This is a genomic window from Peterkaempfera bronchialis, assembly GCF_003258605.2.
GTDB lineage: Bacteria > Actinomycetota > Actinomycetes > Streptomycetales > Streptomycetaceae > Peterkaempfera > Peterkaempfera bronchialis.
The window spans coordinates 6,682,363-6,701,750 of record NZ_CP031264.1 but is presented as its reverse complement, the minus strand read 5'-3'; the positions used below and the strand labels follow the sequence as shown (position 1 = coordinate 6,701,750).

General features: G+C 74.0%; 18 protein-coding genes and 1 pseudogene. 6 read left to right on the top strand and 13 right to left on the bottom strand.

The features are described from left to right. Positions 1-349: 349 nt before the first annotated feature. The gene (locus C7M71_RS28605; RefSeq protein ID WP_111494884.1) at positions 350-1,045 is read left to right on the top strand and encodes a DUF5995 family protein; all 696 of its coding nucleotides are present in this window, start codon (positions 350-352) and stop codon (positions 1,043-1,045) included. Positions 1,046-1,106: 61 nt separating this feature from the next. Here the strand turns inward: C7M71_RS28605 and C7M71_RS28600 are convergent, their stop codons facing one another. From C7M71_RS28600 to C7M71_RS28570, 7 genes are all read right to left on the bottom strand, one after another. Next, complete coding sequence (locus C7M71_RS28600; protein ID WP_111494886.1) at positions 1,107-2,546, bottom strand: GuaB1 family IMP dehydrogenase-related protein; 1,440 nt, start codon at positions 2,544-2,546, stop codon at positions 1,107-1,109. Between the two features lie 215 nt (positions 2,547-2,761). Beyond that, entirely contained in the window at positions 2,762-3,427 is a 666-nt protein-coding gene (gene rpe, locus C7M71_RS28595) for a ribulose-phosphate 3-epimerase (protein WP_111494888.1), read from the bottom strand. An 81-nt stretch (positions 3,428-3,508) separates the two neighbouring features. Further along, the gene (locus C7M71_RS28590) at positions 3,509-4,480 is read right to left on the bottom strand and encodes an aldo/keto reductase (protein WP_111494890.1); all 972 of its coding nucleotides are present in this window, start codon (positions 4,478-4,480) and stop codon (positions 3,509-3,511) included. A gap of 119 nt (positions 4,481-4,599) precedes the next feature. Further along, positions 4,600-5,550, bottom strand: a complete 951-nt coding sequence (locus C7M71_RS28585) for an ABC transporter substrate-binding protein (RefSeq protein WP_111493661.1) — start codon at positions 5,548-5,550, stop codon at positions 4,600-4,602. 106 nt (positions 5,551-5,656) lie between these two features. Further along, entirely contained in the window at positions 5,657-6,322 is a 666-nt protein-coding gene (locus C7M71_RS28580; protein ID WP_111493659.1) for an ABC transporter permease, read from the bottom strand. Further along, positions 6,319-7,014 carry an ABC transporter permease gene (locus tag C7M71_RS28575; protein WP_111493657.1) on the bottom strand — a complete coding sequence of 232 codons (696 nt, stop codon included), beginning with the start codon at positions 7,012-7,014 and terminating at the stop codon, positions 6,319-6,321. Before C7M71_RS28575 ends, C7M71_RS28580 begins: the two co-directional genes overlap by 4 nt. Continuing rightward, positions 7,014-8,147 carry an ABC transporter ATP-binding protein gene (locus C7M71_RS28570; protein WP_111493655.1) on the bottom strand — a complete coding sequence of 378 codons (1,134 nt, stop codon included), beginning with the start codon at positions 8,145-8,147 and terminating at the stop codon, positions 7,014-7,016. Before C7M71_RS28570 ends, C7M71_RS28575 begins: the two co-directional genes overlap by 1 nt. A 184-nt stretch (positions 8,148-8,331) precedes the next feature. On the opposite strand from C7M71_RS28570, the gene C7M71_RS28565 reads away from it, so the two are divergent. Beyond that, positions 8,332-8,982, top strand: a complete 651-nt coding sequence (locus tag C7M71_RS28565; protein WP_111493653.1) for a class I SAM-dependent methyltransferase — start codon at positions 8,332-8,334, stop codon at positions 8,980-8,982. A gap of 8 nt (positions 8,983-8,990) precedes the next feature. Here C7M71_RS28565 and C7M71_RS28560 read toward each other — a convergent pair whose 3' ends face one another. From C7M71_RS28560 to def, 3 genes are all read right to left on the bottom strand, one after another. Beyond that, positions 8,991-10,439, bottom strand: coding sequence for an RsmB/NOP family class I SAM-dependent RNA methyltransferase (locus C7M71_RS28560; protein ID WP_111493651.1), 1,449 nt, complete (start codon positions 10,437-10,439; stop codon positions 8,991-8,993). Positions 10,440-10,500: 61 nt separating this feature from the next. Next, positions 10,501-11,436: a methionyl-tRNA formyltransferase gene (fmt, locus tag C7M71_RS28555; RefSeq protein WP_111493649.1), complete on the bottom strand. Its 936-nt coding sequence runs from the start codon at positions 11,434-11,436 to the stop codon at positions 10,501-10,503. 38 nt (positions 11,437-11,474) lie between these two features. After that, positions 11,475-12,020 carry a peptide deformylase gene (def, locus tag C7M71_RS28550; RefSeq protein ID WP_111493648.1) on the bottom strand — a complete coding sequence of 182 codons (546 nt, stop codon included), beginning with the start codon at positions 12,018-12,020 and terminating at the stop codon, positions 11,475-11,477. 217 nt (positions 12,021-12,237) lie between these two features. On the opposite strand from def, the gene C7M71_RS32335 reads away from it, so the two are divergent. Beyond that, positions 12,238-12,774 carry a hypothetical protein gene (locus tag C7M71_RS32335; RefSeq protein ID WP_114914625.1) on the top strand — a complete coding sequence of 179 codons (537 nt, stop codon included), beginning with the start codon at positions 12,238-12,240 and terminating at the stop codon, positions 12,772-12,774. Positions 12,775-13,182: 408 nt separating this feature from the next. Here the strand turns inward: C7M71_RS32335 and C7M71_RS28540 are convergent. Further along, positions 13,183-15,309: pseudogene (locus C7M71_RS28540) on the bottom strand (primosomal protein N'); the annotation flags it as partial. Between the two features lie 142 nt (positions 15,310-15,451). Here C7M71_RS28540 and C7M71_RS28535 point away from each other — a divergent pair. After that, positions 15,452-16,228, top strand: coding sequence for a hypothetical protein (locus C7M71_RS28535; protein ID WP_162824437.1), 777 nt, complete (start codon positions 15,452-15,454; stop codon positions 16,226-16,228). 48 nt (positions 16,229-16,276) lie between these two features. Next, complete coding sequence (locus tag C7M71_RS28530) at positions 16,277-16,819, top strand: MOSC domain-containing protein (protein WP_175607758.1); 543 nt, start codon at positions 16,277-16,279, stop codon at positions 16,817-16,819. Positions 16,820-16,885: 66 nt separating this feature from the next. Here the strand turns inward: C7M71_RS28530 and C7M71_RS28525 are convergent, their stop codons facing one another. Further along, positions 16,886-17,365 (bottom strand): CGNR zinc finger domain-containing protein, encoded by a 480-nt coding sequence (locus C7M71_RS28525; RefSeq protein WP_229758979.1) that lies wholly within the window; start codon positions 17,363-17,365, stop codon positions 16,886-16,888. Positions 17,366-17,392: 27 nt separating this feature from the next. On the opposite strand from C7M71_RS28525, the gene C7M71_RS30870 reads away from it, so the two are divergent. Next, positions 17,393-17,581 (top strand): hypothetical protein, encoded by a 189-nt coding sequence (locus tag C7M71_RS30870; protein WP_162824072.1) that lies wholly within the window; start codon positions 17,393-17,395, stop codon positions 17,579-17,581. Between the two features lie 580 nt (positions 17,582-18,161). On the opposite strand, the gene metK is transcribed toward C7M71_RS30870, so the two are convergent. Continuing rightward, positions 18,162-19,370 carry a methionine adenosyltransferase gene (metK, locus tag C7M71_RS28515; protein WP_111492962.1) on the bottom strand — a complete coding sequence of 403 codons (1,209 nt, stop codon included), beginning with the start codon at positions 19,368-19,370 and terminating at the stop codon, positions 18,162-18,164. Between the last annotated feature and the right edge of the window lie 18 nt (positions 19,371-19,388).

Genomic DNA, 19,388 nt, shown 5'->3' with positions numbered 1-19,388 from the left:
ACGGCGGTCACCGGCGGCCCAGGGCAGTACACGGCAAGCGAGCGGGGGGCGAGGATGCGGGCGGCGGCCGTCGGGCGGCCGAGGGCAGGTCACGGCGAGCAGACGGGGGCGGGGGCGCGGGGTGTTCGGATGACGGCGGCCACCAGCGACCGGGGGCGGCGATGCGGGGTGCCCGGATGACGGGGCAGTCACCCGCGGCCCAGGGCGGGGGACGGCAAGCGGCCGGGGGCGGGGTGTTCGGGTGATGGGTGGGGGTGGGCCGCGTGGGTGGGTGCGTGGGGGCGGGGCGGGCTGGGACGGTGGGTCCGGCCGCCGGAGCGGGTCCGGCGGCCGGGCCCGGGAGGCTGCGATGGTCGTACAGGTCGAGGTGCCGCCGCTGGACGGCGTGGTGGCGCGGCTGCGGGAGCTGGACGGTCGGCTCCCGCCCGGCGACGGCGTGGCGGTCTTCAACCGCATGTATCTGACCGTCACCGAGGAGATCCGGGACCGGCTGGCCGGACCCTGCTTCGGCGACCCGGCGGCGGTGGCCGAGCTGGACGTGGTCTTCGCCGGCCGCTACCTCACCGCCGTCGACGCCGACCTGGCCGGACAGCGCCCGACCCCCTGCTGGCGCCCGCTCTTCTCGCTGCGCGCCCACCCGCACATCCACCCGGTCCAGTTCGCCCTGGCCGGAATGAACGCCCATATCGAGCTGGACCTGCCGCTGGCCGTGGTGGAGACCTGCCGCCGCCGCTCCTGCCCACCCGAGGCGCTGGCCGCCGACTACCACCGGATCAACGAGGTGCTGGCCGCCCTGGAGGCCCGGGTACGCGAGCAGTTGCTGCCCGGCCCCGACCCGCTGGACGCGGCCGATCCGCTGGTGCACCTGGCCGGGTCGTGGAGCATCGAGCGGGCCCGGGACGCCGCCTGGGCGAGTGTGCTGGCGCTGTGGGGCCTGCGGCGGCTCCGACCGGCGTACCGGGCGCTGGCGGCGGCGCTGGACGACTCGGTGGGCATGGTCGGCCGGTATCTGCTCACCCCGGTGGGCGGGCGGCCCAGCCACTGACCCCGGCCGCACCGCCCGCCTGCACCGCCCACCTGCACCGCCCGCGCGGGGCGCGGCCCGGTCAGCCCCAGCTGGAGTGGAGCGGCTGGCCCTCGGCGTACCCGGCCGCGCTCTGGATACCCACGATGGCGTTCCGGTGGAACTCCTCCAGCGAGGCCGCGCCCGCGTAGGTGCAGGAGGAGCGGAGACCGGCCACGATGGAGTCGATCAGGTCCTCCACGCCCGGCCGGTCCGGGTCGATGAACATCCGCGAGGTGGAGATGCCCTCCTCGAAGAGCGCCTTGCGGGCACGGTCGTAGGCGGACTCGTCGGCGGTGCGGTTGCGTACGGCGCGGGCGGAGGCCATGCCGAAGCTCTCCTTGTACAGGCGGCCGTCGGCGGCGGCCTGGAGGTCGCCGGGCGACTCATGGGTGCCCGCGAACCAGGACCCGATCATGACGTTGGAGGCGCCCGCCGCGATTGCCATGGCGACGTCGCGCGGGTGGCGCACCCCGCCGTCGGCCCAGATGTGGCGGCCGAGGCGGCGGGCCTCGGCGGCGCACTCCAGCACGGCGGAGAACTGCGGTCGGCCGACGCCGGTCATCATCCGGGTGGTGCACATGGCGCCCGGGCCGACGCCGACCTTGACGATGTCGGCGCCCGCCTCCACCAGGTCACGCACACCGGCGGCGGAGACCACATTGCCGGCCACCACCGGGACCTGCGGGTCCAGGTCCCGGACCGCGCGCAGCGCGCTGATCATGGACTCCTGGTGGCCGTGCGCGGTGTCCACCACCAGCACGTCGGCCCCGGCTGCCAGCAGCGCCTTGGCCCGCCCGGCGACATCGCCGTTGATGCCGACGGTGGCGGCGATCCGCAGCTTCCCGGCGTCGTCCACGGCGGGTGTGTAGAGGGTGGCGCGCAGGGCGTTGCGGCGGGTGAGCAGGCCCACCAGGCGGCCGTCGGCGCCGACCACGGGGGCCAGCTTGCGGTGGGCGTCGTTGAGCCGGTCGAAGGCGGTGCGCGGGTCTATGCCCTCCTCCAGCAGCAGCAGGTCGCGGGACATCACCTCGGCGAGCTGGGTGAAGCGGTCCACGCCATGGCAGTCGGACTCGGCGACCACGCCGACCGGTCGGCCGTCCTGGACCGCCACCAGGGCGCCATGGGCGCGCTTGGGCAGCAGCGACAGCGCCTCGGCGACGGTGGCGGTCGGCGGCAGGGTGAGCGCGGTGTCATGGACCAGGTGGCGCTGCTTGACCCAGCCGATCACCTCGGAGACGACCTCGATCGGGATGTCCTGCGGGAGGGCGACCAGGCCGCCCCGGCGGGCGACGGTCTCCGCCATCCGGCGTCCGGCGACCGCGGTCATATTGGCGACGACCAGCGGGATGGTGGTGCCGGTCCCGTCGTGGCTGGACAGGTCCACTCCCTGCCGGGATCCCACCGCGGAGCGGCTGGGGACCATGAAGACGTCGTCGTACGTGAGGTCGTACGCCGGCTTGATGTCGTTCAGGAAGCGCATGAAGGGGCTCTCCGGGTGGGAGTGGGTACACCTCGGGTGCCGGTCGGGCCTGGTGGCCGGGCGCGTTCGGGCGCCCCGCACCCGACGGTCCATCTTCCGGCACGGCGGCGGGCCGCGCCAATGTCCTGGTGATCTTCGGAGGAAGCGCAGAAGCGGCCGCCCGCTGACGGGCGGCCACTTGTACGAACCTCCAAAGGCGAACGCCAACGGCGTGCTCAGTGCGCGCAGGCCGCCGTGGCCTGCTTGCGCAGCTCCCGCACCGCCTCGGCCGGGTCGGCCGCACCGTAGACGGCGGAACCGGCCACGAAGACATCGGCACCGGCCTCGGCGCACCGCTCGATGGTGGCGGCGGAGACGCCGCCGTCGACCTGGAGCCACATCTGGAGGCCGTGCCGGTCGATCAGCTGCCGGGTGCGGCGGATCTTGGGCAGCATGATGTCGAGGAACGCCTGCCCGCCGAAGCCGGGCTCCACCGTCATGATGAGGACCATGTCCAGCTCGGGCAGCAGGTCCTCGTAGGGCTCGATCGGGGTGGCGGGCCTGAGCGCCATGGAGGCGCGGGCGCCCTTGGCGCGGATCTCCCGGGCGAGCCGTACGGGGGCGGCGGCGGCCTCGACATGGAAGGTCACCGAGCCTGCCCCGGCCTCGACGTACTGCGGGGCCCACCGGTCGGGGTCCTCGATCATCAGATGGCAGTCGAGGGGGGTGTCCGTCGCCTTGCGCAGGGACTCCACCACCGGGACACCCAGGGTGAGGTTGGGCACGAAGTGGTTGTCCATCACGTCGACATGGAGCCAGTCGGCGCCGCGTACGGCCTCGGCCTCGTCGGCGAGGCGGGCGAAGTCGGCGGAGAGGATGCTCGGGTTGATCTGCACGGCCATGGGTTCAGTATGTCGTGGACCCGGGCGGGCCCGAGCGGCGCCCGGGCCCGGCGGACTCGCCGGGCCCGGGGCGGCGCGGTGTCACCAGGCGTAGTCCTCCGGGGCGGTGCGGTGGCCGGGGAAGATCTCGTCCAGGCGGTCCAGGGTCTTCTGATCCAGGTCCACCTGGAGGGCGCGCAGCGCCGCGTGCAGCTGGTCCAGGGTGCGCGGACCGACGATCGGCGCGGTGACGGCGGGGCGGGTGAGCAGCCAGGCCAGGGCGACATCGCCGGGTTCCTGGCCCAGTTCGGCGCAGAGGTCCTCGTACGCCTCGATCCGGTCGCGGTGCTGCTCCAGGGTCTCCTTGGCGCGGTCCTCGGTACGGCGGCGGCCCTCCCGCTCCTTGCGCAGCACACCGCCGAGCAGCCCGCCGTGCAGCGGCGACCAGGGGATGACGCCCAGTCCGTAGTGGGCGGCGGCGGGGAGCACCTCCAGCTCGACGGAGCGCTCCATCAGGTTGTACAGGGACTGCTCGCTGACCAGGCCGAGGTAGTGGCGGGCGGCGGCGGTCTCCTGGGCGCGGGCGATCTGCCAGCCGGCGAAGTTGCTGCTGCCGACGTACAGGATCTTGCCCTGGGCGGTGAGCACCTCCATGGCCTGCCACACCTCCTCCCAGGGGGCGGAGCGGTCGATGTGGTGCATCTGGTAGAGGTCGATGTGGTCGGTCTGCAGGCGCTTCAGGCTGGCGTCGCAGGCGCGGCGGATGTTGAGCGCGGAGAGCCTGCCCTCGTTGGGCCACTCCCCCATGTCGCCGTAGAGCTTGGTGGCGATGACGGTGCGCTCGCGTCGGCCGCCGCCCTGGGCGAACCAGTTGCCGATGATCTCCTCGGTACGGCCCTTGTTCTCGCCCCAGCCGTAGACGTTGGCGGTGTCGAAGAAGTTGATGCCGTGCTCGTGGGCGGTGTCCATGATGCGGTGGGCGTCCGGCTCCTCGGTGAGCGGGCCGAAGTTCATGGTGCCCAGGCAGAGGCGGGAGACGGACAGACCGGTGCGTCCGAGATGCGTGTACTCCATGGGTCCACCCTTGATCAGCCGGGCGGTGTTGTCCACAGGGCATCCGGCCGGTTCCGGCCGTCCGCCGCGCGCCGCCCGGCCGGGGGCGGCGGGCGGCGCGCGGCGGGCGGCGGGGCGGGTCAGGCGAGTCCGGCCGACTTCAGCCACTCCTTGGCGACGTCCAGCGGGTCCTTCTTGTCGGCCTGGACCTTGGTGTCCAGGTCGAGCAGGGTGGCGGTGTCCAGCTTGGCGGAGACCGCGTTGAGCGCGTCCACGCCCTCCTGGGGCAGGTCGGCGGTGCGGACCAGCGGCACCACGTTCTGAAAGCCGAAGAGGTTCTTCGGGTCCTTCAGGGTGACCAGCTTCTCCTTGGCGATGGTGAAGTCGGTGGTGAAGAGGTCGGCCACCTGGACATCGCCGTTGGTCAGCGCCGCCTCCGAGAGCGGGCCGCCCGCGTCGAGCGCCTTGAAGGACTTGAAGCGCAGCCCGTAGACCGACTCCAGCCCCTTGAGGCCCTGGTGGCGGGTCTGGAACTCCGGCGAGCCGCCGACCACCAGCTCGGGGGCGGCCTTGGCCAGGTCCTCGATGCTGGACTCGGTGGTCAGCCCGTACTTCTTGGCGGCGGCGGCGTTGACCGTGAGGGAGTCCTTGTCCTCCGCCGGGGCGTGCTGGAGGAGCTTCAGCCCGGAGGCGAGCTTGGCGGTGACCGCCGCGTCGGTCTCCTCGGCCGAGGTGGGGGTGGCGTCGGAGTCCAGATAGGCGAGCAGGGCGCCGTTGTACTCGGGCAGCACGGTCAGCGTGCCGTTCTTGATGAGGCCGTAGGTGGTCTCCCGGCTCCCGATGTTGGGCTTGTAGCTCACCTTGAGGCCCTTGGCCTTCAGGGCCTCGCCGTAGATGTCGGCGAGCAGGATGGACTCGGCGAAGTTGTTGGATCCCACGACGACCTCGCCGGCCGACGCCTTGGGGGCGGCCAATGGGTCGTCGCCGCCTGAGGAGCTGCACCCCGCCAGCAGTACGGCTGCGGTGGCGGCGGCGAGTAGGGCGGCGGCGCGGGTGCGGTGGCCCTGGTGTCTGTCAGTCACGGTTCCCATTTCCGGGCGTAGTCGATGATCCCGATCTCTCTGTCGGTTCGATCCTGATCGGGTTGAACAGCTCAGCAACAGCTTCTGCGGGGGCTTGTCACGAACTTTTGACAATTCAGCGCCTGCGCACTCCCGGCGAGACCGCGACCCTGCCGATCAGCCAGAAGAGGCCGAGGGTCAGCAGGGCCAGCGCGGCGACCAGGGTCGCGCCGCCGACCACCTTCTCGTAGTTGTGCTGGTAGAGGCCGTCCACGATGTAGCGGCCGAGGCCGCCGAAGCTCACATAGGCGGCGATGGTGGCGGTGGAGACGATCTGGATGGCCGCCGACCGCAGACCGCTGAGGATCAGCGGCAGCGCGACCGGCAGTTCCACCTGGCCCAGGATGCGCACCGGGTGCATCCCCATCCCTCGCGCCGCGTCCACGGGGGCCGGGTCCACGGTGCGTACCGCCTCATAGGTGGTCACCAGGATCGGCGGGATCGCCAGCACCACCAGCGGGATCATCACCGGCAGCAGGCCCAGACCCATGATCACGAAGAGCAGCACCAGCAGCCCGAAGCTGGGCAGCGCACGCCCGGCCGTCGCCAGCAGCGCAAGGGCGTTGCCGCCGCGACCGGTGTGCCCGGTAACCAGGCCGACCGGCAGCGCGATACCCGCCGCGATGGCCATCGCCAGCAGCGAGTACTGGACGTGCTCCCAGAGCCGCTGCGGGATGCCGTCGTACCCGTGCCACTGCGCCCCCTGGCTGAAGAAGTGGCCGATGAAGTGCAGCACGTTCACCGGGCCTCCTCCACCGCGACCGGGGCGGGCAGCGGAGCCCGGGACCGGCGCTGCCGGGAGGGCGCCCACGGGGTCAGCAGCCGCCGGCAGAGCACCAGTGCCGCATCGGCCGCGATGGCCAGCACGGCGGTGGTGACCACCGAGCTGACCGCGAGGATCGGCCGGTGGTAGAACATCGCGTCCGCCAGCAGATTGCCCAGCGCGCCCTGGTTGCCGATGAGGGCGCCGATGGACGCCAGGCTGATGCTGGAGACGGTCGCCACCCGCAGCCCGGCGAAGATCGCCGGTACCGCGATCGGCAGTTCCACCTGCGCATAGCGGCGGACCGGCCCGAAGCCCAGGGCGGTGGCGGCGGCATGGGTCTCCTCCGGCACCGAGCGCACCCCGTCGACGATCGCCGGGACCAGCACCACCAGGCTGTAGAGGGTGAGCGGGATCATCACGGTGATCTCGCTCTGCCCGGTCCAGTCGATCAGCACCACGAAGAAGGCCAGCGACGGGATCGCATAGAGCACGGTGGTGACCCAGAGCACCGGCGGATAGAGCCAGCGGAAGCGGACGCAGACCTGGGCGGTGGGCAGCGCCAGCAGCAGCCCGACCAGCACCGGGATCAGCGACTCCTCCAGGTGCCACCCGACCAGGCCGAGATAGCTGTGCTGGAGGTCGCTGGGCATATGGAAGAACTCACCCATCAGCCGACCTCCGCAGACACCATGCCGTGCCCGGCGTGCGCCGCCCGGATGGCGGCGGCGACGGCCTCCTGCGAGGCGACCCCGACCACCCGCCCGTCCGCGTCGACGCCCACGGCCCAGCCGATGGGTGAGAGCACCGCGCAGTCCAGCGCGGTGCGCAGCGAGTCGCGGCCGGGCTCGAAGGGGCGGCCGTACGGGATCAGCGTCCGGTCACCGGGGGCCTGCCGCCCGGGGTCGGTCCAGCCCAGCGGGCGGCCCTCGGCGTCGGTGACCAGCAGATAGGGCGCACCGCCCGGGTCGGCGGGCTTGCCGTTTCCGGCGTTCCCGGCGTTCCCTGCGTTCTCGGTGACCACGGGCGCCGTGGTCAGCTCCAGGCCGGAGGAGGCGAAGAAGGAGAGCCGCCGGATACCCCGGTCGGCGCCCAGGAAGTCCTCCACAAAGCCGTCGGCGGGCGCGGAGAGCAGCCGGTCGGGCGGTGCGAACTGGGCGAGCCGGCCGCCGGTGCGCAGCACCGCGACCAGGTCGCCGAGCCGGATGGCCTCGTCGATGTCATGGGTGACGAAGACGATGGTCTTGCCCAACTCCTCCTGGATGCGCAGCAGTTCCTCCTGGAGCCCCTTGCGGACGATCGGGTCCACGGCCGAGAAGGGCTCGTCCATCAGCAGCACGGGCGGGTCGGCGGCGAGCGCCCGGGCCACGCCGACGCGCTGCTGCTGGCCGCCGGAGAGCTGGTACGGGTAGCGCTTGGCCAGCGCGGGGTCCAACCCGACCCGCTCCATCAGCTCCAGCGCCCGCGAACGGGCCCGCCTCCGGTCCCAGCCGAGCAGCCGGGGCACGGTGGCGATGTTGTCGGCGACGGTGCGGTGCGGGAAGAGCCCGGCGTGCTGGATGACATAGCCCATGGAGCGGCGCAGCGCATGCACCGGCTGGTCCGCGATGTCCGTCCCGTCCAGCAGGATGCGGCCGCCGCTGGGCTCGATCATGCGGTTGATCATCCGCAGTGAGGTGGTCTTGCCGCAGCCGGACGGGCCGACCAGGACCGTGATCGACCGGTCGGGGATCTCCAGCGACAGCTCATCGACCGCGACCGTGCCGTCCGGGTAGCGCTTCGTGACCGATTCAAAACGTATCAAAGCGTCAGTTGTCCTTCGGATCGGGCGGGCAATAGCCTCTCGTCCTCCGGAACCGTGAGCGGACCGTCGGAGCCGTCGAGTCTAAACGGCCCTGCACGGCAGCACCGGTAGCCTCGCCGAGGCGCGCGGGCGGACAAAGGGCCGGGCAGGCTGCGGAAGCAGGATGCCGCTAGCCTCCTCGGCTATGACCGAAGCCTCCTATCTGCGCACCACCCGGACCGCCTATGACGCCGTCGCCGTCGAGTACGCACGGCTCTTCAGCACCTCGCTGGAGACCCAGCCGCTGAGCCGCGCGCTGCTGGCCGCGTTCGCCGAACTCGTGCGGGCCGCCGATGCCGGGCCGGTCGCCGATCTCGGCTGCGGGCCCGGCCATGTGACGGCGCATCTGCATGGGCTGGGGCTGTCCGCCTTCGGCATCGACCTGTCGCCGGCGATGATCGCGCTGGCCCGGCAGGCACACCCGGACCTGCGGTTCGACCAGGGTTCGATGACCGACCTGGACCTGCCGGACGGTTCCCTCGGCGCTATCGTCGCCTGGTACTCCGTCATCCACACCCCGCCGGAGCGGCTTCCGGAGACGCTCGCCGAGTTCCACCGGGTGCTGGCCCCGGGCGGCCATCTGCTGCTCGCCTTCCAGGCCGGCGACGAACCGCTGATCCCTGCGCAGGCGTTCGACCACAAGGTGACGCTCGCCTACCGCTGGTCGCCCGACGGCCTCGCCGAGGTGCTGGGCCGGGCCGGGTTTGCCGAGAAGGCCCGGCTGGTGCGCCAACCCGACGAGAACGAGCGGTTCCAGCAGGGCCACCTGCTGGCCCGCAGGACGGCGAAGCCGTAGCGGGGCGGTCAGGCCGTGCGGCGGAGGAGGGCCAGGTACATGGCGTCGGTGCCGTGGAGGTGCGGCCAGAGCTGGACGTCGGGGCCCTCGCCCAGGCCGGGGAGGTCGGGGAGCAGGGGGCGGGCGTCGATCCACTCGGCGTCGGTCCGGCCGCGCAGCACGTCGTCCACCACGGCGCGGGTCTCCGCCAGGTGCGGGGAGCAGGTGGCGTAGCCGACGACACCGCCGGGGCGGGCGGCGTCCAGGGCGGTGCGGAGCAGGCCGCGCTGGAGCGGGCCGAAGGCGGCCAGGTCGTCGGGGCGGCGGCGCCAGCGGGCCTCCGGGCGGCGGCGCAGGGCGCCGAGGCCGGAGCAGGGCACATCGACCAGGACCCGGTCGAAGGAGCCGGGCCGCCACGCCGGGCGGGTGCCGTCGGCGGCGATGACCGTGTACGGGCCGGGGTTGCCGTCCAGGGCGCGGGCGACCAACCGGGCCCGGTGCGGCTGCTTCTCGGAGGCGACCAGGGCGGCGCCGCGCTGCGCGGCGAGCGCGGCCAGCAGGGCGGCCTTGCCGCCGGGGCCCGCGCAGCCGTCCAGCCAGAGCCGGTCCGGGCCGTCCAGGGGTGCGGCGGCCAGGGCGGTGGCGACCAGCTGGCTGCCCTCGTCCTGGACACCGGCCCGGTTCTCCCGGACGGCGTCCAGCTCGCCGGGGTCGCCGCCCTCGGCGAGGCGTACCGCGTAGGGCGACCAGAGACCGGGCTCGGTCGCCTCCTCGGGCAGCGCGTCGCGCAGTTCGGCGGCGGTGGAGCGGCCGGGGCGGGCGACCAGGGTGACCTCGGGGCGGGCGTTGTCGGCGGCGAGCAGTTCCTCGACGCCGGAGCGGCCGGAGGCGTCGGGCTGCCAGCGGCCGAGGGAGTCCCAGAGGGCGGAGACCACCCAGCGGGGGTGGGAGTGGACGATGGCGAGGTGGTCCTCGGGGTCCTGGTCGTACGGCGGGGCGACCTCGTCCAGCCAGGCGTCCAGGTCGCGGGCGGCGATCCGGCGCAGTACGGCGTTGACGAACTTGGCGCGGCCGTCGCCCAGCACCACGCGGGCCAGCTCCACGGTGGCGGAGACGGCGGCGTGCGAGGGGATGCGGGTGCCGAGCAACTGGTGGGCGCCGAGCACCAGCACATCCAGCACCGGCGGGTCGACCTCGCGCAGCGGCCGGTCGACGCAGGCCGCGATGACCGCGTCATAGGTGCCCTGGAGGCGCAGCGCGCCGTACACCAGCTCGGTGGCGAGGGCGGCGTCGCGGCGGTCGAGGCCGCTCTTGCGCTCGGCCTCGCGGAGCAGTGCGGGCAGCACCAGGTTGGCGTAGGCGTCGCGCTCGTCGACGGCCCGCAGGGCCTCGAAGGCGACCATGCGCGCCGCGTCCTTCTTGGGGCGGCGGTAGGGGCGCGGGGCGCGGCGGTTGCGCGCGGGGGGAGGGGTGGTCATGCGGGGCCTCGCCGGAAGGTGCGTCGGATCACGGAGTGGAGCGGTCGTAGGTGGGGGCGGGTCAGCGGCCGAGGGTCTCGCCGGACTCGATACGGACGCCCCGGGCCCAGTCTCCTGCGGCCATCCGCTTCTTGCCCTGCGGCTGGACGTCGCCCAGCTCGACCTCATGGCTGCCGGTGCCGACCCGGACGCTGTTCTTGGCGACGGCCAGTTCGCCGGGGGCGAGGTCGGAGCGGTCGGTGAGCAGCCGGACCGGACCGGCCAGCTTGAGGCGCTCGTCCCGGAAGGTGGTCCAGGCGCCCGGGGCGGGGGCGCAGCCACGGACCACGCGGTCGACGCGCAGGGCGGGCGCCGTCCAGTCGATCCGGGCGTCCTCCACGGTGATCTTCGGGGCGAGGGTGATGCCCTCGGCGGGCTGCGGCACGGCTTGGAGGGCGCCGTCCTCGATGCCGTCCATGGTGGCGGCGAGCAGCCGGGCGCCGGAATGGGAGAGCCGCTCCAGCAGTGCGCCGCTGGTGTCGGTGGGACGGATCTCCTCGGTGACCACGCCGAAGACCGGGCCGGAGTCCAGGCCCTCCTCGATCCGGAAGGTGGAGGCTCCGGTGACCTGGTCGCCCGCCAGTACGGCGTGCTGCACGGGGGCGGCGCCGCGCCAGGCGGGCAGCAGCGAGAAGTGCAGATTGACCCAGCCGAGCCGGGGGATGTCCAGGGCGGCCTTGGGGAGCAGTGCCCCGTACGCGACCACCGGGCAGCAGTCCGGGGCGATGGCCGCCAGCCGCTCCAGGAAGTCCGGGTCGCGCGGCCGGGCCGGCTTCAGCACCTCGATGCCCGCCTCCTCCGCGCGCTGCGCCACCGGGGACGCCACCAGGTGGCGGCCGCGCCCGGCGGGCGCGTCGGGCCGGGTGACGACTGCGGCCACCTGGTGCCGGTCGGAGGCGAGCAGCGCCTCCAGCGCGGGGACGGCGACCTCGGGGGTGCCTGCGAAGACGAGCCTCATGCGGGGTTGGGGCCTTCCTGAGGGGTGGCTGGGGGTGGCTAGCGGGCGCTGCCGAAGGTGCTGTGCGGGGAGACCTTCACCTGGGGCGCGGGGGCGCCGGCCCACTCGGCCTCGCGGATGGCCCGCAGGGCGGCCTTGCGCTGCTCGCGGTCCAGGCGGTCGATGAAGATGATGCCGTCCAGGTGGTCGGTCTCATGCTGGATGCAGCGGGCCAGCAGCTGCGTCCCCTCGATGGTCACCGGGTCGCCGTGCATGGTGAAGCCCCGCGCGACCACGCCGTACGCACGGCGGGTGTCGAAGGAGAGGCCGGGCAGCGAGAGGCAGCCCTCGGGGCCCTCCTGCTCCTCCTCGGTGAGCGACAGGTCGGGGTTGACCAGGTGGCCGACCTCGCCGTCGACGCAGTAGGTGAAGACCCGCAGCGAGACACCGAGCTGAGGGGCGGCGAGCCCGGCGCCGGGGGCGTGCAGCATGGTGTCGGTGAGGTCCTTGACCAGGGTGCGGAGCTCCTTGTCGAAGGTGGTCACCGGCTGGGCCGGGGTGCGCAGCACCGGGTCGCCGAAGATGCGGATCGGCTGTATCGCCACCGGAACGGGCTCCCGTCGGGTCGAGGCTGGGACGGCCTCCCAGTCTACGGGGCCCCGGCGGGGCTCCCGCGCAGGCCGGCGCCTGGCCGGTTCGTCCGGAAGCGTGACCCGGGGTGCCGCTCGGGCGTTGGTCAAGGCGAGATTGACCGTGCATGGAGATCGACCGGGGCAGCAGCGCCCCGCCCACCCCTGCCCGTCCTGGAGAGGCTCCGGTTCTATGGCCGACCATACGACGCACGACGCCCGGGCTCGGGCCAGCCTGCACCTGCTCGTCCGCGACATCGAGAAAGTGCGCCGGCAGGTGGACGCACTGCGCACGCTCACCGCCCAGTTGGGGAATGTCTACCGGCCGCGCCGGCCCAGTACCTCGGCGGGGTTCGTCGTGTACGGCAGGGCTCCGGCGCCGACGGTGCGGCTGGCGCAGGAGCTGCGGGACAGCGTGGAGTCCCTGGTGGCGGCGGCGGTGGAGTTCGACCGCTCGCTGGGGTTCTCCTGGGACTCGGTGGGTTCGGCGCTGGGCGTCACCAAGCAGGCGGTGCACCGCCGTTACGGGATGCGGCGACCGGCGGCGGGCGCGGCTCCGGGGCCGGTCCCCGCCCCGACGCAGCCCGCCGACGACCAGCAGCCCGCAGCCGCACCCGCCGCCGCACCGCCGCCTCCGCCGCCCACGGCAGCCGCGCCCGCCCGGCCCGGCGCGATCCCGGTGGCCCGGCAGGGCGGCACAGCCCGGCCATTGCAGCGGCCGACGCTCTGAGCGTCGCCCCGGCAGCGGGCGGGGGCGCGGGGCGGTCAGCCGATGCCGGGGGGCGATGCGGATGCGGACCGGGTCGGCCTGCTTGCGGGCGAGACGGACGGCCTGGGCTGGGCAGTTGGCCCGGCACCGGGCGGGGGCAGAAGTCGACGCGGACGCGGGGCTGGGCCGCTTACGGGCGAGGCGGCCAGCCGGGGCTGGGCCGTTGCCCCGGCACCAGGCGGGGAGGCAGAAGTCGACGCGGATGCGGATCGGGTCGGCCCACTTGCGGGCGAGGCGGACGGGGGCCGGGGGCCGGGGGCCGCTCAGCCGATGTCGGGGGGTCGATGCGGGGGTCGATGCGGACGCGGGCTGGGCCAACCCGCTTGCGGGCGAGGCGGCCTGGGCGGCCGGGGGCCGGTCAGCCGATGTCGGGGGGTCAATGCGGACGCGGACCGGGTCGGCCTGCTTGCGGGCGAGGCGGACGGCCTGGGCGGCCTTGAGGGCGGCGGCGAGGGATGCGCCCTGCCCGGACGGAACGCGGACCAGGGCCCGTTGCTGCGGCTCGGCGCCCGGCCCCGGGCCCGGCGGGCCCGGTACGGGCACCGGGCCGAGTACGTCGGCGCCTTCGGGGAGCCGGGTGAGGGCCAGCAGGTCGGCGACGGCCGCCGCCGAGCCGGTGACCGCGGCCATCCGGGAGATCGGCGGGAAGCCCAGCTCCGCCCGCTCCCGCAGTTCGGTGGCGGCATGCCCGGCCGGGTCCCATCGCACCAGCGCCTGGACCGGCCGCAGGGTCGGCTCGGCGACCACCACCACCGTGCCGCCCTCGCTCTGCGGCCGTACCAGGGCCGCGGCGCCCAGCCAGCGGCGCAGCGCCTCCTCCGCCGCCCGCAGGTCGGGCCGGTTCAGCAGCGCCCAGCCGTCCAGCAGCAGCGCGGCGGCATAGCCGCCCTCGGCGACCGGTTCGGCGCCGGGCGTGGCCACCACCAGCGCCGGAGCGGCGGGGACGGTGGGCAGCACCGCGTCCCGCCCGGAGGTGCGCACCGGCACCTTGGGGAAGGCCCGGCCCAGTTCGTCGGCGGTCCGCCGGGCGCCCACCACCTGGGCGCGCAGCCGGAAGGAGCCGCACTCCGGGCAGTGCCAGTCGCCCTCCGGACGGCCGCACCAGACGCAGTGCAGCAGCCCGTCGCCGCCCCGGGCCTCCAGCGGTCCGGCGCAGTGCGCGCAGCGGGCCTGCTCCCGGCAGCGGGCGCAGGCCAGGCGCGGCACATAGCCCCGGCGCGGCACCTGGACCAGGACCGGGCCACGGGTGAGCGCGTCGCGCACGGTCTGCCAGGCGAGCGTCGGCAGCCGGGCGGCGCGGGCGGCCTCGTCGCGGGCGAGGTCCCGGTCGCCGACGGTCCGTACCAGGGGGGCGGTGCGGCGTAGGCCCTCGCGGTCGGGGGCGAGCGGCCGGGCCCAGCCGGTGGCGACCAGTTGGGCGGCCTCGACGGTCATGGCGAAACCGCCGATCAGTACGCCGGCGCCCTCCTCGGTGGCGCGCAGCAGGGCGACGTCGCGGGCGTGCGGGTGGGGGGCGTGCAGGTCGCTGTGGCTGCCGTCGCCGTCGTCCCAGACGACCAGCAGGCCGAGGTCGCGCACGGGGGCGAACATGGCGGCCCGGGTGCCCGCGACGGCCTGTACGGAGCCTCGGCTGACGGCGAGCCAGCGGCGGTAGCGCTCCTCCTGGCCCAGTTCGGCGGTGAGCGCGGTGTGGCGGCCGGGGCCGAGGACCGCGGTGAGCGCCGCGTCGACCCGGGCGGTGGCGCGGCCGTCGGGCACCACCACCAGGGCGCCCCGGCCGGAGGCGAGGGTGGCGGCGACGGCGCGGGCGACCTCCTCGGGCCAGTGCGGGCCGGGCAGGGCGGTCCACACCGCGCGCGGGGACTGCCCGGACGCCAGGGCCGCCAGGAAGCCCGCGCCCGTGGGGTAGCGGGCCCAGGGGCCGGGATCGGGGGCGGGCGGGGCGGGCAGCGGCTCCGGGGAGGGGTCGGCCTCGGCGCGGGCATGGCGGGGCGGCACGGCGAGGCTGAGCACATCGGCGAGGGTCCCGGCGTAGCGGTCGGCGACCGCCCGGCAGAGCCGCAGCAGCGGCGGGGTGAGGACGGGCTCCGGGGAGAGCACCAGGGAGAGCGGGGCCAGCGGGCCGGGGTAGTCGGAGGCGGCGCGGCGCTCCACCACATACCCGTCGAGCAGACCGCCGCCGGACCGCTTCCCCTCCACCACCCGGGCGCCGAACCGCACCCGCACCCGCACCCCGGGCCGGGCGGTCTCGGCCATCTTGGCGGGCACCGCGTAGTCGTAGTACTGGTCAAGGTGGGCGAGGCCCTTGTCGACCAGCACCCGGGCCACCGGCAGGTCGTCGGCCAGCGGCTGCGGCCCGCGCGCCCGGGGCCGGGCCTTGCGCACGGTCTCCCGGAGCAGCGCGAGCTGCTCGGGGGGCGCGCTCTCGTCGCGGGCGGCTCCCGGGGTCTCGGGTGCGGCGGCGTCGGCGGGCCGCTGCGGATCGGTGCTGCTCATCACCCTTAGTCGTACCAGACGGGACCGACACGGCCGACCTGGCCGGATGGGCGCTTCGCGGCCTCGCTGCGCGTGCCCCTAGGATCCTCCCGTGCCTGCGCCTGATCCTGAGCCGACCCAGCCGAACGCCCCTGCTCCGCCGGTGCGGACGCGGCCCGTGGAGGTGCGGCCCGTGGAGTGGGGCGAGGCCGCCGGGATGCTGCTCCTCGCGTGGCTGTTGTGCGCGCTGGCGTGGGGGGTGCACCGGCTGATCGGCGGCGGGGGGACTCCGGCCTTGGGGCCGGCCGGCGGGTGTCTGGTCTGGTGGGTCTTCGCCCAGCACCGCAGCCGGGTGTGGCCTGCGCTCCTGGCGGGGTTCCTCGGCTCGGCGGTCTTCTTCCTCACCGTGGACGTGTTGCGGGACCGGATGGCCGACCGGTCGACGGCCGAACTGGTGGCGGCGGCGGGCGCGCTGCTGTGCGCGGTACCGGTCTTCACCGCCGCCTCGCGGATACGGCTGCCCCTGGTCCGGGTCAAGGGCAGCCCGGGGCCTGCGGTCGGTGCGGAGGCCGGGTTGCTGGCGCTGGCGATGGCTCCCTGCTCGGCGGCGGTGGTCGCGCTGGCGGCGCTGGCGGAGCACTTCGGCGGGGTGTGGGGAGCGGTGGCGGTGCCGGTCGGGGGCGTGCTGCTGGCCGCCGGGGCGGCCCGTCCGCTCCGCATCCACGCCCAGGCTCCGCGCGGACGGGCGTGGGCGGCCGTGGCCGGGGGTCTCACCACGGTGGTGCTGCTGGTCGCCGGGGCCAATCTGCTGCCGGCCACCGCCCCGGCGGCGGCGTTCGCCGGGCTGGTGTGCGCGGTGGTCTTCGCCGGGGCGGTGGTCATGCTGACGCTGATCCGCCGGGCGGTACGGCTGCACGGCTGGCCCGAGGCGGGGCGGTAGCCGCGTAGGCTCGGGGGTGGACATCGCTACCGAGAAGGGGGCTCCGGGATGACCGGGACGGTGACGGCGGTCAGCAGCAATGGCGAGTACACGTTCACCAAGCCGAACCGGAGCAGCATCACCCTGATCGCCGGGCTCGGCGTGGAGGGGGATGTCCACGCCGGGGTGACGGTCAGGCACCGCTCGCGGGTCGCGCAGGACCCCACGCAGCCGAACCTGCGCCAGGTCCACCTCATCCATGAGGAGCTCTTCGCCGAGCTCGGCCGGGAGGGGTTCAGGGTCCTGCCCGGTGACCTCGGCGAGAACATCACCACCAGCGGCATCCGGCTGCTCGACCTGCCCGTCGGCACGCTGCTGCACCTCGGCGACGAGGCGGTCGTGGAGGTCACCGGGCTGCGCAACCCCTGCCTCCAGATCGACCACTTCCAGAGCGGGCTGCTGAAGCGGGTGGTCGGCCGCGACGAGGCCGGCAATGTCGTACGCAAGGCCGGGATCATGAGCGTCGTGGTGAGCGGCGGCACGGTCCGGCCCGGCGACGCGATCAGGGTCGAGCTCCCGGACGAGCCGCATCGGCCGCTCGACCGGGTCTGATCCGAGCCGACCAGGCTGCTCCAAGCTGCTCCAAGCTGCTCCGACCGGTCCGGCCTGCGGCCCCGGTCAGCGGGCGGATCGGGTGCGGAGGGCCTGCTTCTTGGCGGCGTTGCCGCAGACGCCCATCGCGCACCAGCGGCGGGTCCCCGGGCGCGAGCCGTCCAGGAAGAGCGCGCCGCAGAGCGGCCCGGCGCACTGCCGGACGCGGGTCGCGGACGCCGAGGTGGCGAGGTCCAGGGCGTCGCGGGCGACCAGCGAGAGGGCCGCGTCCACCGGATCGTCCGCGCGCCAGCGGATGCCCCCCGACGGATCGAGGCTCGGCGTGGGCACCGGCCGCGCCGCCGCGCGGTTGACGCACTCCAGGGCCTCTCGTCCGCAGGCTCCGGCGCCACCGGGCCCCCGAGCTGCCTGGACCAGCTGGTGGACCGCCTCCCGGAGCCGCCGCGCCTCGCCGACCCGGGCGGCGTCCGCCGACGGCACCGCGCTGCCGACGGCGGAGGGTACGCACTGGCGCACCCAGGCGGCGAGGTCGGCCGGGTCGGCCAACTCCTCCGAGACGGCGTCGGTGCCCCGGTGGCGCAGGGTGCGGATGAAGTCCAGGCAGAGCCAACCCGCACCCAGCGCCAGACCTGGACCCTCGACTCCAACCTGCGCTTCCGCGGCTTCACCACCGAGACCAACACCGGCACCACCTGGACCCAGACCACCGCCAAGCTCAACCACTACGACACCGATATCGATGGAAAGTGCTGGCAGGCATAGCAGAAGCGCTGCCGAGGCAAGCGCTCATTCTGGCACTGGGGTGCCCGCCGGGCGAAGGGCGTCTTTTTCTATGGCGGTCGGGGCGGTACCATCGGCGGAGGAATCGGGGTTATCGGCGGATACGTGATCGCTGGTACCATGAGCGGCGGTATCGGTTGCGCACCCGGCGCCGCTGTCGGCGGCGGATTCTACGGAGTATTCCGAGGATCGAATACATGGTTCTAAGGTGCGAATGAATTTCTTCATAACGCTGCGACAGAGGACCGATTCTCTGCTCCCTCCCAGGTGGCAGTACATTTCAGCCGCTCTTTTCGGCGTCGTCCTGTACGCGGCGTTCGCAGTCAGCCAAGGCGACTCGGCAATGATGACGGCGTTGGAATCCTGCGCCGGGGCCGCCGTCGGACTGATCGTCGTGGCAGCCCTCCGCCGTCTGGGGGCGACCCGATAGCGTTCGACTCACCGTCCGGGGAATGCTGCCGGGCGGATGATGGACACAGAACACCTTCAGTAGGTCAAGAGAACACTTCGGCGGGCCCCGCTCCTGAGAGCGGGGCCCGCCGGGGCGTTCGGGGTGCGTGGGTCAGGCTTCGACGGCCTTCTTCAGCTCCTCGGCGCGGTCGGTGCGCTCCCAGGTGAAGTCCGGCAGGTCGCGGCCGAAGTGGCCGTACGCGGCGGTCTGGGAGTAGATCGGGCGCAGCAGGTCCAGGTCGCGGATGATGGCGGCCGGGCGGAGGTCGAAGACCTGGGTGACGGCGGCCTGGATCCTGGCGACCGGGGCGGTCTCGGTGCCGAAGGTCTCCACGAAGAGGCCGACCGGCTCGGCCTTGCCGATGGCGTAGGCGACCTGGACCTCGGCGCGGCGGGCCAGCCCGGCGGCGACGATGTTCTTGGCGACCCAGCGCATGGCGTAGGCGGCGGAGCGGTCGACCTTGGACGGGTCCTTGCCGGAGAAGGCGCCGCCGCCGTGGCGGGCCATGCCGCCGTAGGTGTCGATGATGATCTTGCGGCCGGTCAGTCCGGCGTCGCCCATCGGGCCGCCGATCTCGAACCGTCCGGTGGGGTTGACCAGCAGCCGGTAGCCCTCGAAGGAGAGGGTGATGCCGTCCTCGGCCAGCCTCGCCAGCTCCGGCTCCACCACGAACTCGCGGATGTCGGGGGCGAGCAGCGAGTCCAGGTCGATGTCGGAGGCGTGCTGCGAGGAGACCACGACGGTGTCCAGGCGGACCGGCCGGTCGCCGTCGTACTCGATGGTGACCTGGGTCTTGCCGTCCGGGCGCAGGTAGGGGATGGTGCCGTTCTTGCGCACCTCGGAGAGCCGGCGGGCCAGCCGGTGCGCCAGGGTGATCGGCAGCGGCATCAGCTCGGGCGTGTCGTCGCAGGCGTAGCCGAACATCAGGCCCTGGTCGCCCGCGCCCTGCCGGTCCAGCTCGTCGTCGTCGCCCTCGACCCGGTTCTCATAGGCCGCGTCCACGCCCTGGGCGATGTCCGGCGACTGGGCGCCGATGGAGACCGACACGCCGCAGGAGGCGCCGTCGAACCCCTTCTTGGACGAGTCGTACCCGATCTCCAGGATCTTGTCCCGGACCAGCGTCGCGATCGGCGCGTACGCCTTGGTGGTCACCTCGCCGGCGACATGCACCTGGCCGGTGGTGATCAGCGTCTCCACGGCGACCCGCGAGGTGGGGTCGTCCTTGAGGAGTGCGTCGAGGATGGTGTCGCTGATCTGGTCAGCGATCTTGTCGGGGTGTCCCTCGGTCACGGACTCCGAGGTGAACAGGCGGCGAGACACAGCGCTCCCTGGGGTTGC